Annotated in this window: 12 protein-coding genes and 1 tRNA gene; all 13 read right to left on the bottom strand. The window is 63.0% G+C overall.

The features are described 5' to 3' along the window. A partial coding sequence (locus tag AB9O74_RS18500; RefSeq protein ID WP_229767397.1) for a GTP-binding protein occupies positions 1–199 on the bottom strand: 199 nt, incomplete at its 3' end. Positions 200–252: 53 nt separating this feature from the next. Then, the gene (fusA, locus tag AB9O74_RS18495; protein WP_346479644.1) at positions 253–2,394 is read right to left on the bottom strand and encodes an elongation factor G; all 2,142 of its coding nucleotides are present in this window, start codon (positions 2,392–2,394) and stop codon (positions 253–255) included. Between the two features lie 136 nt (positions 2,395–2,530). Next, entirely contained in the window at positions 2,531–2,998 is a 468-nt protein-coding gene (gene rpsG, locus AB9O74_RS18490; protein WP_019186122.1) for a 30S ribosomal protein S7, read from the bottom strand. 12 nt (positions 2,999–3,010) lie between these two features. Next, positions 3,011–3,385, bottom strand: coding sequence for a 30S ribosomal protein S12 (gene rpsL / locus AB9O74_RS18485; RefSeq protein WP_017356008.1), 375 nt, complete (start codon positions 3,383–3,385; stop codon positions 3,011–3,013). Between the two features lie 344 nt (positions 3,386–3,729). Continuing rightward, a complete protein-coding gene (gene rpoC / locus AB9O74_RS18480; protein WP_176990872.1) occupies positions 3,730–7,977 on the bottom strand; it encodes a DNA-directed RNA polymerase subunit beta' in 4,248 nt (1,415 codons plus the stop codon). An 89-nt stretch (positions 7,978–8,066) separates the two neighbouring features. After that, positions 8,067–12,221 carry a DNA-directed RNA polymerase subunit beta gene (gene rpoB, locus AB9O74_RS18475; RefSeq protein ID WP_346479643.1) on the bottom strand — a complete coding sequence of 1,385 codons (4,155 nt, stop codon included), beginning with the start codon at positions 12,219–12,221 and terminating at the stop codon, positions 8,067–8,069. Between the two features lie 296 nt (positions 12,222–12,517). Continuing rightward, positions 12,518–12,886, bottom strand: a complete 369-nt coding sequence (gene rplL / locus AB9O74_RS18470; protein ID WP_019186119.1) for a 50S ribosomal protein L7/L12 — start codon at positions 12,884–12,886, stop codon at positions 12,518–12,520. A 62-nt stretch (positions 12,887–12,948) separates the two neighbouring features. After that, on the bottom strand, positions 12,949–13,482 hold the full coding sequence (gene rplJ / locus AB9O74_RS18465) for a 50S ribosomal protein L10 (RefSeq protein WP_123728446.1): 534 nt from the start codon (positions 13,480–13,482) through the stop codon (positions 12,949–12,951). A 387-nt stretch (positions 13,483–13,869) separates the two neighbouring features. Then, positions 13,870–14,568 (bottom strand): 50S ribosomal protein L1, encoded by a 699-nt coding sequence (gene rplA / locus AB9O74_RS18460; protein WP_121044663.1) that lies wholly within the window; start codon positions 14,566–14,568, stop codon positions 13,870–13,872. A 4-nt stretch (positions 14,569–14,572) separates the two neighbouring features. Further along, positions 14,573–15,001 carry a 50S ribosomal protein L11 gene (gene rplK / locus AB9O74_RS18455; protein ID WP_019186116.1) on the bottom strand — a complete coding sequence of 143 codons (429 nt, stop codon included), beginning with the start codon at positions 14,999–15,001 and terminating at the stop codon, positions 14,573–14,575. 243 nt (positions 15,002–15,244) lie between these two features. Further along, positions 15,245–15,805 carry a transcription termination/antitermination protein NusG gene (gene nusG / locus AB9O74_RS18450; RefSeq protein ID WP_019186115.1) on the bottom strand — a complete coding sequence of 187 codons (561 nt, stop codon included), beginning with the start codon at positions 15,803–15,805 and terminating at the stop codon, positions 15,245–15,247. 10 nt (positions 15,806–15,815) lie between these two features. Next, positions 15,816–16,223, bottom strand: a complete 408-nt coding sequence (secE, locus tag AB9O74_RS18445; RefSeq protein WP_121044666.1) for a preprotein translocase subunit SecE — start codon at positions 16,221–16,223, stop codon at positions 15,816–15,818. Between the two features lie 44 nt (positions 16,224–16,267). Then, positions 16,268–16,343, bottom strand: a tRNA-Trp gene (locus AB9O74_RS18440). Positions 16,344–16,500: the final 157 nt, after the last annotated feature.

The following is a 16,500-nucleotide window of genomic DNA, read 5'->3' as shown; positions in this document are numbered from 1 at the left end:
GTGCGGTCGAGATCGTGATGCCACGTGCCTTTTCTTCCGGCGCGGCGTCGATCGAGGAATAATCCTTGAACTCGCCACCGAAGCGCTCGGCACCGATCTTGGTCAGTGCAGCGGTCAGCGTGGTCTTGCCGTGATCGACGTGACCGATGGTGCCGACGTTGACGTGCGGCTTGGTGCGCTCGAACTTACCCTTTGCCATTGTTGTATACCTTGGATATCAGAAAAGAATGAGGTGGAGTCCTGAGCTTATGCTCAGGACTTCTTGACCACGGATTCGGCGATGTTCGACGGAGCCGGCTCGTAATGGTCGAATTCCATCGTGAACGTTGCACGACCCTGGGTCTGCGAACGCAGCGAGGTCGCGTAGCCGAACATTTCACCCAGCGGAATCATCGCATTGATGATTTCAGCCGAACCGTCACCGGTCACGCTCGAACCCTGCAGCATGCCGCGACGACGGCTGACGTCGCCCATCACGTCACCCTGATAGTCGCTCGGGGTCACGATCTCGACCTTCATGATCGGCTCCAGCAGGACCGGCTTGGCCTTGGAGAAGCCCTGCTTGAAGGCCATCGAGGCAGCCAGCTTGAACGCCATTTCCGAGGAGTCGACGTCGTGGTACGAGCCGAACACCAGCTTGACCTTGACGTCCACGACCGGGAAGCCCGCCAGCGGACCGCTGGTGATGGTTTCGCGCAGGCCCTTTTCGATCGACGGAATGAATTCCTTCGGAATCACGCCACCGGTGATGTCGTTGATGAACAGGAAGTCGTCCTTGATCAGCGGCCCGATCTTCGGGTCGGCACGATCTTCGGCGGTGATCGGCGACAGCTCGATCACGACGTGACCGTACTGACCCTTACCACCGGACTGCTTGGCGTGCTTGTAGTCCGACTTGACGTCCGCGGCCTGGATGGTTTCGCGGTACGCAACCTGCGGCTTGCCGACGTTGGCTTCAACGTTGAACTCGCGCTTCATGCGATCCACGATGATGTCCAGGTGCAGCTCGCCCATGCCCGAGATGATGGTCTGGCCGGATTCTTCGTCGGTCTTGACGCGGAACGACGGATCTTCCTGGGCCAGACGGCCGAGGGCCAGACCCATCTTTTCCTGGTCGGACTTGGTCTTCGGTTCGACGGCCATCGAGATGACCGGCTCCGGGAACACCATGCGCTCCAGGATGATCGGGTGGTCCTGCGAGCACAGGGTGTCACCGGTGGTGGTGTCCTTCAGACCCACCGCCGCGGCGATGTCACCGGCCAGCACTTCCTTGATCTCTTCGCGATCGTTGGAATGCATCTGCAGGATGCGGCCGATGCGCTCCTTCTTGCCCTTCACCGAGTTCAGCAGCTGGTCGCCGGCATTCAGCGTGCCCGAGTAGACACGGAAGAAGGTCAGCGCGCCGACGAACGGGTCGGTGATGATCTTGAAGGCCAGCGCCGAGAACGGCGCCTTGTCATCGGACTTGCGGCTCAGGGCGATGGATTCATCGTCCACGTCGGTACCGGTCACGTCCGGGACGTCGATCGGCGACGGCAGCAGCTGCACCACGCCGTCCAGCATGGCCTGCACGCCCTTGTTCTTGAACGCCGAGCCGCAGTACATCGGCACGATGTCGGTGGCCAGGGTGCGCACGCGCAGGGCTTCGACGATCTCGGCCTCGGTCAGCTCTTCGCCGCCCAGGTACTTTTCCATCAGCTCTTCGCTGGCTTCAGCCGCGGCTTCGATCATGTAGGTGCGAGCCTCTTCGGCCTCCGCCTGCATGTCCGCCGGGATTTCCAGGTACTCGAACTTCATGCCCTGCGAGGCTTCATCCCAATGGATGGCCTTCATCTTGATCAGGTCGACCACGCCCTTGAAGTTGTCTTCGGCGCCGATCGGCAGCTGCATCGGCACCGCGACGGCACCCAGCTTGGCCTTCAGCTGGCCAACGACCTTGGTGAAGTTCGCGCCGGTGCGGTCCATCTTGTTGACGAACGCGATGCGCGGCACCTTGTAACGGTTGGCCTGGCGCCACACGGTTTCCGACTGCGGCTGCACGCCACCGACGGCGCACAGCACGAAGACGGCACCGTCGAGCACGCGCAGCGAGCGCTCCACTTCGATGGTGAAGTCGACGTGTCCGGGGGTGTCGATGATGTTGAAGCGGTGCTCCGGCAGGGACTTGTCCATGCCCTTCCAGAACGCGGTGGTGGCAGCGGACTGGATCGTGATGCCACGCTCCTGCTCCTGCTCCATCCAGTCCATGGTGGCAGCGCCGTCATGCACTTCACCGATCTTGTGGCTCTTGCCGGTGTAGAACAGGATGCGCTCGGACGTGGTGGTCTTGCCGGCATCGATGTGGGCCATGATGCCGAAATTGCGGTAACGCTCGATGGGAGTGGTGCGGGCCACGGGAGCCTCTCGATTTCTTGGAATTCGGATGGCCGAACGCCGCCTTTCGGCGGCCTTCGGATTGGCGCGACACCCCAGGTGCCGCGGGGCAGCACCTAGATGGTGCTGCCGTGCCTGTTTTGCAAGGCCGTCAAACTCACCAGCGGTAGTGGGCGAATGCCTTGTTGGCTTCGGCCATGCGGTGGGTTTCTTCGCGCTTCTTGATGGCGCCACCACGATTTTCCGAGGCGTCCAGCAGTTCGGCAGCCAGCTTCTTCGGCATGGTGTTCTCACCACGCTTGCGAGCCGAGTCGATCAGCCAACGCATGGCCAGGGCCATCTTGCGCGACGAACGCACTTCGACCGGCACCTGGTAGGTCGCACCACCGACACGGCGGGACTTGACTTCGACCGACGGAGCCACGTTTTCCAGAGCCTTCTGAACCAGCTCGACGGAATTCGGGTTCTTTTCGCCGATCACGTCCATGGCACCGTAGACGATCTTTTCAGCGACCGACTTCTTGCCGCTCAGCATCACCATATTGATGAAACGAGCGATGGTTTCACTTCCGTGCTTCGGATCCGGCAGGACAGAGCGCTGCGGCGTATTACCTTTACGAGACATGTGTACTTTCCCTTAGCTCTTCGGACGCTTGGCGCCGTACTTGGAACGGCCCTGGCGACGCTTGGCAACGCCGGAGGCGTCCAGCGAGCCACGCACGGTGTGGTAACGCACACCCGGCAGATCCTTGACGCGGCCGCCACGGATCAGGACCACGGAGTGTTCCTGCAGGTTGTGGCCTTCGCCGCCGATGTAGCTAATCACTTCTTCCTGGTTGGTCAGGCGAACCTTGGCAACCTTGCGAAGCGCCGAGTTCGGCTTCTTCGGAGTGGTGGTGTACACGCGCGTGCAGACACCACGGCGCTGGGGGCACTTATCGAGAGCCGGGGAGGCACTCTTATAAGTGGTTGCCTGCCGCGGCTTGCGGACAAGCTGATTGATCGTCGCCATCAGTATGTTCTTCTGAGAGAGGCCAATGAAAAGACTGGCCATGAATGCGGAAATGTGCGAGCAGGCGAAAGACCGGCCTGCTGAGACAGACGATTGTAGCAACCCGGCGAAAACGCAGTCAAATGCGCACGCGCCAAGCCAGCCCTGATCCCGGGCCGTTACAGGGGAGCCTTTTCCATGCCCCCCGTTCAGGTTGTCAAGCCGGTCCGTTGAAAGACCGGCGGGCATCCTACCTCATCGGCAGGCATCCGGCCAGTGGCCGGTGCCGTCGATTTGCCGGGAAGGGGCCGACCGGGGTCGGCGCCCTGCCCTGCCGCGGTCCCGGCCGAGGCCGGGACTGCGTATTACTCGTCGCTGCCCGGAGCCTGTTCAGCTTCGGTCGGCTCGACCGCCACGGCGGCCACTGCGGCCACTTCAGCCACGGCCGGCGTGCTGCCGGACAGGGTCTGCATTTCCGAGTCGGTCAGCCCGGAGGCGTTGCGACGACGGTTGGCGTGGTACGCCAGGCCGGTACCAGCCGGGATCAGACGGCCGACGATGACGTTTTCCTTCAGGCCGCGCAGGTTGTCCGAGGTGCCGCGAACGGCCGCTTCGGTCAGCACGCGGGTGGTTTCCTGGAACGACGCCGCCGAGATGAACGACTCGGTCGCCAGCGAGGCCTTGGTGATACCCAGCAGGACCGGATCGAAACGGGCCGGCAGCTCGTTGCGGGTGGCCAGGCGGGCATTTTCCTCGATGACGCGCTGGCGCTCGGCCTGCTCGCCATTCAGGAACTTGCTGGTGCCCTGGTCGGTGATCTCGACCTTGCGCAGCATCTGGCGGGTGATCACCTCGATGTGCTTGTCGTTGATCTTCACGCCCTGCAGGCGGTACACGTCCTGGATTTCCTTGACCAGGTAGGCCGCCAGCGGTTCGACACCCAGCAGACGCAGGATGTCCTGCGGGCTCGGCTCGCCGTCCACGATGGTTTCGCCCTTGGTCACGTGCTCGCCTTCGAAGACGATCACCTGACGGTACTTCGGGATCAGCTCTTCGTGTTCCGAACCATCGGTGTCCTTGATGATCAGGCGCTGCTTGCCCTTGGTGTCCTTGCCGAAGCTGATGATGCCCGAACGCTCGGCCAGGATCGCCGGATCCTTCGGCTTGCGTGCTTCGAACAGATCGGCGACGCGCGGCAGACCACCGGTGATGTCGCGGGTCTTGGACGCTTCCTGCGGGATCTTGGCGACCACGTCACCCACGCCGACGGCGGCGCCGTCCTGCAGGTTGACGATCGAGCGCGGCGGCAGCAGGTACTGCGCCGGCAGATCCGTGTTCGGGATGGTCAGATCGTTGCCGTTCTTGTCCACGATGCGCACGATCGGGCGCAGGTCCTTCGCCTGCGAACCACGACGCTTCGGATCGGTGATTTCACGCGATGCCAGGCCGGTCAGTTCGTCGGTCTTCTCGATGACGGTGACGCCGTCGATGAAGTCGATGAAGCGGATGAAACCCGCCACTTCCGACACGATCGGGTGGTTATGCGGGTCCCAGTTGGCCACGGTCTGGCCAGCCTTGACCGCATCGCCGTCCTTGGACGTGATGGTCGCGCCGTACGGCAGCTTGTAACGCTCACGCTCACGGCCGTGGGCATCGAGCACCGACATTTCGCCCGAACGCGAGACCGCCACCAGCGAACCGCTGGCGTGCTCGACCGACTTCAGGTTGTTGAACTTCACAGAACCGGTGGTCTTGACGGTGATGTTGTCGACCGCAGCAGCTCGCGACGCCGCACCACCGATGTGGAACGTACGCATGGTCAGCTGGGTACCCGGCTCACCGATCGACTGCGCGGCGATGACGCCGACCGCTTCGCCGATGTTGACGATGTGGCCACGGGCCAGATCGCGACCGTAGCAGTGTGCGCAGACGCCGAACGGCGAGGCGCAGCTGATGGTCGAACGGACCTTGACCGACTGCACCGACGCGTCTTCCAGCTTGGCCACCCAGGCTTCGTCGAGCAGGGTGTTGCGGGTCACGATCGGATCTTCGTCGTTGCCCGGCAGGAACACGTCCTCGGCCACGACACGACCCAGCACGCGGTCCTTCAACGGCTCCACGACGTCACCGCCTTCCACGATCGGGGTCATGGTCAGGCCTTCGGTGGTACCGCAATCCACTTCGGTGATGACCACGTCCTGCGCCACGTCGACCAGACGACGGGTCAGGTAACCCGAGTTCGCCGTCTTCAGCGCGGTATCGGCCAGACCCTTACGGGCACCGTGGGTGGAGTTGAAGTACTCCTGCACGTTCAGGCCTTCACGGAAGTTCGCCTTGATGGGCGTTTCGATGATCGAGCCATCCGGACGCGCCATCAGGCCGCGCATACCGGCCAGCTGACGGATCTGCGCCTGCGAACCACGCGCACCGGAGTCGGCCATGATGTACAGCGAGTTCATCGACTTCTGGTCGATGGTCTCGCCTTCGGCATTGACGACCTTCTCGGTACCGATGGTGTCCATCATCGCCTTGGCGATGCGCTCATTGGTGCGCGACCAGATGTCGACCACCTTGTTGTAGCGCTCGCCGGCGGTGACCAGGCCCGACTGGTACTGCTCCTGGATTTCCAGCACTTCGGCTTCCGCCTCGGTGAGGATGCCCTTCTTCTCGTCCGGGATCAGCATGTCGTCGATGCCGATCGACACGCCGGCGCGGGTTGCGTAGGCGAAGCCGGTGTACATCAGCTTGTCGGCGAACACGACCGTGTCCTTCAAGCCCAGCTGACGGTAGCTGGAGTTGATCAGGCGGCTGATGTTCTTCTTGGTCAGCTCGGTGTTGGCCAGCGCGAACGGCAGGCCTTCCGGCAGGATTTCAGCCAGCAGGGCGCGACCGATCGTGGTGTCCACGATCGAGGTCTTGTTCTGCTTGTTGCCTTCCTCGTCGGTCACCACTTCGGTGATGCGGACCTTGACGCGCGCGTGCAGTTCCACCACGCGGTTGTCGTAGGCGCGCTTCACTTCGGCGATGTTGGCGAAGGCCATGCCCTCGCCCTTCTTGTTCACCAGCGAGCGGGTCATGTAGTACAGACCCAGCACGACGTCCTGCGACGGCACGATGATCGGCTCGCCGTTGGCCGGCGACAGGATGTTGTTGGTGGACATCATCAGCGCACGCGCTTCCAGCTGGGCTTCCAGCGAGAGCGGCACGTGGACGGCCATCTGGTCACCGTCGAAGTCGGCGTTGAACGCGGTGCAGACCAGCGGGTGCAGCTGGATGGCCTTGCCTTCGATCAGGACCGGCTCGAACGCCTGGATGCCCAGACGGTGCAGGGTCGGCGCACGGTTCAGCATCACCGGATGTTCGCGGATGACCTCTTCCAGGATGTCCCAGACTTCGGCTTCTTCGCGCTCGACCAGCTTCTTGGCGGCCTTGATGGTGGTGGCCAGGCCACGACGCTGCAGCTTGGCGAAGACGAACGGCTTGAACAGCTCAAGCGCCATCTTCTTCGGCAGGCCGCACTGGTGCAGGCGCAGGTACGGACCGACCACGATGACCGAACGGCCCGAGTAGTCGACGCGCTTGCCCAGCAGGTTCTGGCGGAAGCGACCCTGCTTGCCCTTGATCATGTCGGCCAGCGACTTCAGCGGGCGCTTGTTGGTGCCGGTGATGGCACGGCCGCGACGGCCGTTGTCCAGCAGCGCATCGACCGATTCCTGCAGCATGCGCTTTTCATTGCGCACGATGATGTCCGGCGCGTTCAGCTCGAGCAGGCGGCGCAGGCGGTTGTTGCGGTTGATGACGCGGCGGTACAGGTCGTTCAGATCGGAGGTCGCGAAGCGGCCACCGTCCAGCGGCACCAGCGGACGCAGGTCCGGCGGCAGCACCGGCAGCACGGTCATGACCATCCACTCCGGACGGTTGCCCGACTCGAGGAAGGCCTCGACCAGCTTGATGCGCTTGGTCAGTCGCTTGAGCTTGGTTTCCGAACCGGTGCTGGCGATTTCTTCGCGCAGGCGGGTCATTTCCGACTGCAGGTCGATCGTGCGCAGCAGCTCGTACACAGCCTCGGCGCCCATGGCGGCATCGAAGTCGTCGCCGTGTTCCTGGCGGGCCTGCAGGTACTGTTCTTCGGTCAGCAGCTGGCGGCGCTCCAGGGCGGTCAGGCCCGGCTCGGTCACCACGTACGCTTCGAAGTACAGCACGCGCTCGATGTCACGCAGGGTCATGTCCAGCATCAGGCCGATGCGCGACGGCAGCGACTTGAGGAACCAGATGTGCGCGACCGGCGAGGCCAGGTCGATGTGACCCATGCGCTCGCGGCGCACCTTGGCCAGGGTGACTTCGGTGCCGCACTTTTCGCAGACCACGCCGCGGTGCTTCATGCGCTTGTACTTGCCGCACAGGCACTCGTAGTCCTTGACCGGTCCGAAGATGGCGGCGCAGAACAGGCCGTCACGTTCCGGCTTGAACGTACGGTAGTTGATGGTTTCCGGCTTCTTCACTTCGCCGAAGGACCACGAACGGATCAGGTCCGGCGAGGCCAGCGCGATCTTGATCGCGTCGAAGTCCAGCGTCTGGCGCTGCTGGTTGAAGAGGTTGAGCAAGTCTTTCATGGTGTTTCTCCGAAAGGAGGAAATCTTGTCGATGGGGCTGTCGGTTCAGATCCGGCGGCGCGGCTGCCGGGGCAGCCGCGCCTGCACGATCAGTTGCCGTCCAGTTCCATGTTGATGGCCAGCGAGCGGATTTCCTTCACGAGCACGTTGAAGGATTCCGGCATGCCCGCGACCATCTCGTGCTCACCGTCGACGATGTTCTTGTACATCTGGTTGCGGCCCTGCACGTCATCGGACTTCACCGTCAGCATTTCCTGCAGGGTGTAGGCCGCGCCGTAGGCTTCCAGCGCCCAGACTTCCATTTCACCGAAGCGCTGGCCACCGAACTGCGCCTTGCCGCCCAGCGGCTGCTGGGTAACGAGCGAGTACGGGCCGGTCGAACGGGCGTGCATCTTGTCGTCGACCAGGTGGTTCAGCTTCAGGTAGTGCATGTAGCCCACGGTGGTGTGGCGATCGAATGCCTCACCGGTGCGGCCGTCATACAGCTGGGTCTGGCCGCTCAGCGGCAGGTCGGCCAGGGCAAGCATGTGCTTGATCTCGGCTTCGGTCGCACCGTCGAACACCGGCGTTGCCATCGGCACGCCGTCGGTCAGGTTGTCGGCCAGGCGCAGCAGCTCCTCGTCGCTGAACTGGGTCAGGTCGACGTGGTTGGCGTGCTGGGTCTTGTCGTGGTTGTAGACATCGTCCAGGAACTTGCGCAGGTCGCTGATCGCGGCCTGGGCTTCCAGCATGCCCTGGATCTTGCGACCCAGGCCCTTGGCGGCCCAGCCCAGATGCACTTCCAGAATCTGGCCGATGTTCATACGCGACGGCACGCCCAGCGGGTTCAGCACGATGTCCACGGTCTCGCCCGAGGCCATGTACGGCATGTCTTCGACCGGCACCACGTTGGAGACCACACCCTTGTTGCCGTGGCGGCCTGCCATCTTGTCACCCGGCTGGATGCGACGCTTCACGGCCAGGAACACCTTGACCATCTTCAGCACGCCCGGCGCCAGATCGTCGCCCGCGGTGATCTTGCCGCGCTTGTCGGCGAAGCGACGCTCGAATTCCTTCTCGTGCGCCTGGATCTGCTTCTGGGCGCGTTCGATGGCTTCCGAAGCGTCCTCGTCCTTCATGCGCAGCACGAACCAGTCAGCCTTCTTCAGGCCATCCAGGTAGGCGTCGGTAACGGTGTCGCCCTTCTTCAGGTTGGCACCGCCGTTGACCACCTTGCCCACGATCTGCGAGCGCAGACGGGCGTAGATGGCGCCTTCCAGGATGCGGAACTGGTCGTCGAAGTCCTTCTTGACGCGCTTGATTTCAGACTCTTCGATCTGACGGGCGCGCTTGTCCTTCTCGATGCCATCGCGGGTGAAGACCTGCACGTCGATGACGGTGCCGTCCATGCCCGGGGGCACGCGCAGCGAGCTGTCCTTCACGTCCGAAGCCTTCTCGCCGAAGATCGCGCGCAGCAGCTTCTCTTCCGGGGTCAGCTGGCTTTCGCCCTTCGGGGTGACCTTGCCGACCATGATGTCGCCGGCGCGCACTTCGGCACCGATGTACACCACGCCGCTCTCGTCCAGGCGGTTCAGGGCCTGCTCGGAGACGTTCGGGATGTCGGCGGAGATTTCCTCCGGCCCCAGCTTGGTGTCACGCGCGACGCAGGTCAGCTCTTCGATGTGGATCGTGGTGTAACGATCCTCTTCCACCACGCGCTCGGAGAGCAGGATGGAGTCTTCGAAGTTGTAGCCGTTCCACGGCATGAAGGCGATCAGCATGTTCTGGCCCAGGGCCAGTTCGCCGATGTCGGTGGACGGACCATCGGCCAGCACGTCGCCACGCGCCACCACGTTGCCCACTTCCACCAGCGGACGCTGGTTGATGCAGGTGTTCTGGTTGGAACGGGTGTACTTGATCAGGTTGTAGATATCCACGCCGGCGTCGGTCGCGTCGGTGATCTCCACTTCGTTGACCTTGACCACGATGCGGCCGGCGTCGATCTGCACGATCTCGCCGCCACGACGGGCGTTCACGGTCACACCCGAGTCACGGGCCACGGCGCGTTCGATACCGGTACCCACCAGCGGCTTCTGGGCACGCAGGGTCGGCACGGCCTGACGCTGCATGTTGGCGCCCATCAGTGCGCGGTTGGCGTCATCGTGCTCCAGGAACGGGACGAGCGCGGCAGCGATCGACACGGTCTGCATCGGCGAGACGTCCATGAAGTGGACTTCTGCCGGCGGCTTGAGCAGCGACTCACCCTGGAAGCGGCACGGTACGAACTGCTCGGTGAGCATGCTCTTGGCATCGGTCAGGGCGTTGGCCTGGGCGATGACGTACTCGTTTTCTTCGATGGCCGACAGGAATTCGATCTCGTCGGACACCTTGCCGTCAGCGACCTTGCGGTACGGGGTCTCGAGGAAGCCGTACTGGTTGGTGCGGGCGTACACGGCCAGCGAGTTGATCAGGCCGATGTTCGGGCCTTCCGGCGTTTCGATGGTGCAGACGCGGCCGTAATGGGTCGGATGCACGTCGCGCACTTCGAAGCCGGCGCGTTCGCGGGTCAGACCGCCCGGGCCCAGGGCCGAGACGCGACGCTTGTGCGTCACTTCCGACAGCGGGTTGTTCTGATCCATGAACTGCGACAGCTGCGAGGAGCCGAAGAACTCCTTGATGGCCGCGGCGACCGGCTTGGCGTTGATCAGCTCCTGCGGGGTCAGGCCTTCGGATTCGGCCATCGACAGGCGTTCCTTGACCGCGCGCTCGACGCGGACCAGGCCCACGCGGAACACGTTCTCGGCCATTTCACCGACCGAACGCACGCGACGATTGCCCAGGTGATCGATGTCATCGACCACGCCACGACCGTTGCGGATCTCGGTCAGGACCTTGATCACTTCCAGGATGTCGGAGCTGTCGGCATGCTCGGCGACCAGACGCTTGGACTCTTCGTCGTTGCGCTCGCCGAAGTACTTGCGGTCGTACAGCACGGCTTCGCCGGTGACAGCCTTGCGACCGACACGGCGGTTGAACTTCATGCGGCCGACCGTGGACAGGTCGTAGCGCTCGAAGGTGAAGAACAGGTTGTGGAACAGGTTCTGCGCGGCGTCCTTGGTCGGCGGCTCGCCCGGACGCATCATGCGGTAGATCTCGACCAGGGCTTCCAGCTGGGTCTTGGTCGGATCGATGCGCAAGGTGTTGGACAGGTACGGGCCACGATCCAGATCGTTCACCCACAGGGTGCCCACGGCATCCACACCGGCCTTGCGGAAGGCCTGCAGCTGCTCGTCGGTGATTTCGTCGTTGGCCTGGGCCAGCAGTTCACCGGTGTTGGCATCGACCACGTCGTGCGACAAGATGCGGCCGACGATGTAATCGTCCGGCACGGCCAGGGCGGCAATGCCCGAGGCTTCCAGCTGCTTGACGTGGCGCGCGGTGATGCGCTTGCCGGCTTCGACGATGACCTTGTCGCCATCGGCCAGGTCGAAGTTCAGGGTTTCGCCGCGCAGACGCTCGGCCACCAGTTCGAGCTGCACACCTTCATCAGGGTTGATGTGGAAGGTGTTGATCTCGAAGAACTCGGCCAGCATCTCTTCGTTGCTGTAACCCAGCGCACGCAGCAGGATCGAGACCGGCAGCTTGCGGCGACGATCGATACGGGTGAACAGGGCGTCCTTCGGGTCGAACTCGAAGTCCAGCCAGGAGCCGCGGTACGGGATGATGCGGGCGCTGTACAGCAGCTTGCCCGAGCTGTGGGTCTTGCCACGGTCGTGGTCGAAGAACACACCCGGCGAACGGTGCAGCTGCGAGACGATCACGCGCTCGGTACCGTTCACGATGAAGGTGCCGTTGTCGGTCATCAGCGGGATTTCGCCGAGGTAGACCTCCTGCTCCTTCACGTACTTGATGGCCTTGGTCGACGACTCACGGTCGTAGATCACCAGGCGCACGGTCACGCGCAGCGGCGCGCCGTAGCTCATGCCGCGCTGGCGGCATTCGCGCTCGTCGAACACCGGGTCGCCGAGCTTGTAGCCGACGTATTCCAGGGCAGCGTTGCCGCTGTAGCTGGAAATCGGGAACACCGACTTCAGGGCCGCGTGCAGGCCGTGGTCCGTGCGCTTGGCCGGATCGACGTTTTCCTGCAGGAATTCACGGTAGGAATCGACCTGGATGGCAAGCAGGAACGGCACTTCGAGGATCGAGCGCTGCTTGCCGAAATCCTTGCGGATACGCTTCTTTTCGGTGAACGAATAAGACGTCATGAGGTATCACCTTGGCTGTGCGGATCGTGCGTCCACGACCCGAGGGGAAACTGAAATTGTCAGTTGGAAGTCGCTGGTATTGCCGGCACCAGCACGCCTTCTCCCGCTACTTCCAACTGCCAACTCGTCTGCATCCACTCCCCTGCCCGCGCGCCTGGGCGCCGCTGTGACCGGGGATGACCGCAGCCCGTGTTGGGCTCGTATTTCGGGTGTTGCGTGAAACGACCAAAGGCCGGGGGCTTACGCCCCCAGCCTTGGCTGCATCGCCGTGATTCGATGGCGAGGCAAGGAACTGCTTACTTGACTTCGACAGTCGCGCCAGCAGCTTCCAGGTCCTTCTTGAACTTGGCAGCGTCGTCCTTCGAAGCGGCTTCCTTGATCATGCCGCCGGCTTCAGCCAGATCCTTCGCTTCCTTCAGGCCCAGGCCGGTGATGGCGCGGACAGCCTTGATGACTTCGACCTTCTTGTCGCCGGCCGACTTCAGGATGACGTCGAATTCGGTCTGCTCTTCAACAGCGGCAGCCGGGCCAGCAGCAGCAGCTGCGGCGACCGGAGCAGCGGCGGAGACGCCGAACTTCTCTTCGATGGCCTTGACCAGCTCCATCACTTCCATCAGGGACTTCTCGGCGATGGCGTCGACGATCTGTTCGTTGGTAAGGGACATTTTGATTACCTTTGGATAATTTTCTGGGTTGAGGTTCCGTTCGGAACCACGGAAACGTCGACTCAGGCGGTTTCGGCGACCGGCTCGGCAGCGTCAGCGGTTTCACCGCCACCCTGCTTGTCGGCCACGGCCTTGACGGCACGGGCGAACATCGTGACCGGCTCGGCCAGGACGCGGGCCAGCATGGCCAGGGCCTGATCACGGGTCGGCAGCGAGGCCAGCACGTCGACATGGCCAGCCGGGAACAGTTCCCCGCCGATGGCCACGACCTTTGCCTGCAGCTTGTCGTTGGTCTTGGCAAAATCCTTGATCAGGCGACCGGCTGCGCCGGGCTCCTCGAGCGAGAACGCGTACAGCAGCGGACCGACGAGTGCGTCTTTGGCGCATTCGTATTCGGTACCTTCCACTGCACGTGCCGCCAGCGTGTTCTTGACAACTTTCAAGAAAACGCCGGTTTCGCGTGCCTGCTTGCGCATCGCGGTCATCTGGGAGACCGTGGTGCCAGCGTATTCGGCTGCGATCAAGGAGTGGGCCTTGGCGGCGACGTCTGCCAGCTCGGCGACTACTTCTTGCTTCTGGGACAGATTGAGAGCCATTGCACTCCTCCAATTGAACTCCGCTTACGGCTCCTGCCGTGTGCGGTCCTGGGCGGCATCCATCCTGGACGCCGGGAACATCAGGTGATGTTCCAAGGGTGGGCCGTTCTAGACCTGGATGGCCAACCTGGGAGAACCCAGACGTGCGTAAACCAGAAAAACTCCAGAAGGGCACCATCTACGCAGGGTGATTCCCGAAGGAATCGATTAAGCGTTCGGTACTGCGCCGGCGGCGACTCCCTGCCAATGCGAGCATCCCTGCCCGTCGCCGGTATGTACTGACCGCGCCTGCGGTCTTTGACGGCTATCTCCGCAGGGCGAGCCCCACTCGGATTGCCTTCAAATATCGCGGGTACCGGACCGGGGTCCGGTACCCGCTTGAAACGATTACTTCAGCGACAGCGAGGACTGGTCGATGGTCACGCCCGGGCCCATCGTCGAGCTGACCGAAACCTTCTGCAGGTAGGTGCCCTTCGAGGTGGCCGGCTTGGCCTTGACCAGATCCATCAGCAGCGCCTGCAGGTTCAACTTCAGCGCGTCTTCGGCGAAGTCGGCCTTGCCGATGGTGCAATGGATGATGCCGGCCTTGTCAGTGCGGTAACGCACCTGACCCGACTTGGCATTCTTGACGGCTTCGCCCGGGTTGGCCGACACGGTGCCGACCTTCGGGTTCGGCATCAGGCCGCGCGGGCCGAGCACGGTGCCCAGCTTGCCCACGACGCGCATGGCGTCCGGGGTCGCGATGACGACGTCGTAGTTCAGATCGCCGGCCTGCATCTTCTCGGCCAGGTCGTCCATGCCCACGGCTTCGGCGCCAGCGGCCAGGGCTTCGTCAGCCTTGGCACCGGCCGGTGCGAAGACGGCAACGCGCACGCTCTTGCCGGTACCGGACGGCAGCACGGTGGAACCGCGCACCTGCTGGTCGGACTTCTTGGCGTCCACGCCCAGGCGCACAGCGACGTCGAAGGACTCGACGAACTTGGCCTTGGTAGCGGTCTTCAGGATCTTGATGGCGTCCTCGAAGGCATATGCCTTGCCCGGGACGACGGCGGCCTTGATGGCCTTCTCACGCTTGGTCTGTGCCATCTTCTTAACCCTCTACCACGAGGCCCATGGAACGGGCAGAACCGGCGATGGTGCGCACCGCGGCATCCAGATCGGCAGCCGTCAGGTCTGCTTCCTTGGTCTTGGCGATCTCTTCGAGCTGCTTGCGGGTCACCTTGCCCACCTTCTCGGTGTTCGGGCGCTTGGAGCCCGACGAGATGCCTGCAGCCTTCTTGAGCAGCACGGCGGCCGGGGTGCTCTTGGTGATGAAGGTGAAGGTACGGTCCGAGTAGGCCGTGATGATGACCGGCACCGGCAGACCCGGCTCCAGCTTCTGCGTGGCGGCATTGAAGGCCTTGCAGAATTCCATGATGTTCAGGCCACGCTGACCCAGCGCAGGACCGACCGGCGGCGAGGGGTTGGCCTGACCGGCCTTCACCTGCAGCTTGATATAACCGACAACTTTCTTTGCCATGAGTATGCTCTCCGGGTGCTAGCGCCTTACGACAACAGGCTCCCCATCGGACCGGGAATCACGCGTCCCGGCATCGCGTTTTGAATTCACGCAGAAGGCCACCTCACGGCGGCCCTTGCTTTTTGCCAGCTTCCTGGCAGGAAGCCGCGCACTATATCAGGTTTTTCCCGCCCTTGCCTCAAGGCTGGCGGGCGCAGGCTGTTCAGGTTCCGGGCGGCCGCCCGGAACCCTGCTGCCCCAGGCTCAGACGGCCTTTTCGACCTGGCCGAACTCGAGCTCCACCGGGGTGGCACGACCGAAGATCAGCACCGAGACGCGCAGACGGCTCTTCTCGTAGTTGACTTCCTCGACCACACCGTTGAAGTCGTTGAACGGACCTTCGGTGACGCGGACCATCTGGCCCGGCTCGAACAGCACCTTCGGACGGGGCTTTTCCACACCTTCCTGAACGCGGTCCAGGATGGCGGCAGCCTCTTCATCGCGGATCGGCAGCGGACGATCGGCGGTGCCGCCGATGAAGCCCATCACCTTGGAGGTGTCCTTGACCAGGTGCCAGCTTTCGTTGTCGATGCGCGGGATCCCGTTTTCTTCGTGGGTCTCGATCTGGACCAGCACGTAACCCGGGAAGAACTTGCGCTCGGAACGGCGCTTCTGGCCGGCGCGCATCTCAACCACTTCCTCGGTCGGGACCAGGACGTCACCGAAGCGCTCCTGCATCTCGTCACGCACGATGCGATCGCGCAGAGCCTGCGCAACCGACTTTTCGAAGCCCGAATAGGCGTGAACGACGTACCAACGCTTCACTGGTTTCTCCTTATCGACCCAGGAACCACTGGGTCAATTTCTGAATCACGAAGTCAAATCCGCCCAGCAGCAGGCTGAGGATGATCACGACAACGATCACCACCCAAGTCATGCGAATGGCTTCCTGGCGCGTCGGCCAGACCACCTTGCGCAGTTCGAAACGCGATTCGGAAAGGAATTCCCGCGTGTCGCGACCCTTGCCGGTCAGCAGGAACACGCCGAGGCCGGCCACCAGGCCAACGACAACGGCCAGACCGCGAAGCGGACCGGCCCATGCACTCTGGGAGGCATGCTCAGGAGCACCGAACCAATACCAAGCAAAAAGACCCGCCAGCACCAGGATCGCTGCGACGGCGTACTTGACGATGTCACCCCCCGTGGAGGCGTTGTCTTTGGAATGCTCGATCTTGCTGTTCATCCGGCTCTGGCTACTGTGGCGGCATAGCCGCTGGAAGGGAGAAGTGGCACGCCAGGAGGGACTCGAACCCCCAACCTGCGGTTTTGGAGACCGCTGCTCTGCCAATTGAGCTACTGGCGTACTGAAAAAACTTGCCTTCCCTTAGACGGCGAAGGCGGACCGAGGTTCCCGGCCCGCCTTTCGCGAGACCGGCAGCGCTAAGCAACCGCCGGTAGTGCAAAAATTACGCGATGATCTTGGAGACCACGCCGGCGCCGACGGTACGGCCGCCTTCGCG

The sequence above is a fragment of the Stenotrophomonas sp. JAG2 genome (genome assembly GCF_041080745.1).
In the GTDB taxonomy this organism is placed as follows: domain Bacteria; phylum Pseudomonadota; class Gammaproteobacteria; order Xanthomonadales; family Xanthomonadaceae; genus Stenotrophomonas; species Stenotrophomonas maltophilia_AA.
Note: the sequence above shows the minus strand (reverse complement) of the source record. Positions and strands in the feature narration are given on the sequence as shown.

What these genes read in the sequence shown, in the direction of transcription:
- rpsG (WP_019186122.1), bottom strand. Translation starts at nt 2,998, where the DNA reads ATGTCTCGTAAAGGTAATACGCCGCAGCGCTCTGTCCTGCCGGATCCG.
- rpsL (WP_017356008.1), bottom strand. Translation starts at nt 3,385, where the DNA reads ATGGCGACGATCAATCAGCTTGTCCGCAAGCCGCGGCAGGCAACCACT.
- rpoC (WP_176990872.1), bottom strand. Translation starts at nt 7,977, where the DNA reads ATGAAAGACTTGCTCAACCTCTTCAACCAGCAGCGCCAGACGCTGGAC.
- rpoB (WP_346479643.1), bottom strand. Translation starts at nt 12,221, where the DNA reads ATGACGTCTTATTCGTTCACCGAAAAGAAGCGTATCCGCAAGGATTTC.
- rplL (WP_019186119.1), bottom strand. Translation starts at nt 12,886, where the DNA reads ATGTCCCTTACCAACGAACAGATCGTCGACGCCATCGCCGAGAAGTCC.
- rplJ (WP_123728446.1), bottom strand. Translation starts at nt 13,482, where the DNA reads ATGGCTCTCAATCTGTCCCAGAAGCAAGAAGTAGTCGCCGAGCTGGCA.
- rplA (WP_121044663.1), bottom strand. Translation starts at nt 14,568, where the DNA reads ATGGCACAGACCAAGCGTGAGAAGGCCATCAAGGCCGCCGTCGTCCCG.
- rplK (WP_019186116.1), bottom strand. Translation starts at nt 15,001, where the DNA reads ATGGCAAAGAAAGTTGTCGGTTATATCAAGCTGCAGGTGAAGGCCGGT.
- secE (WP_121044666.1), bottom strand. Translation starts at nt 16,223, where the DNA reads ATGAACAGCAAGATCGAGCATTCCAAAGACAACGCCTCCACGGGGGGT.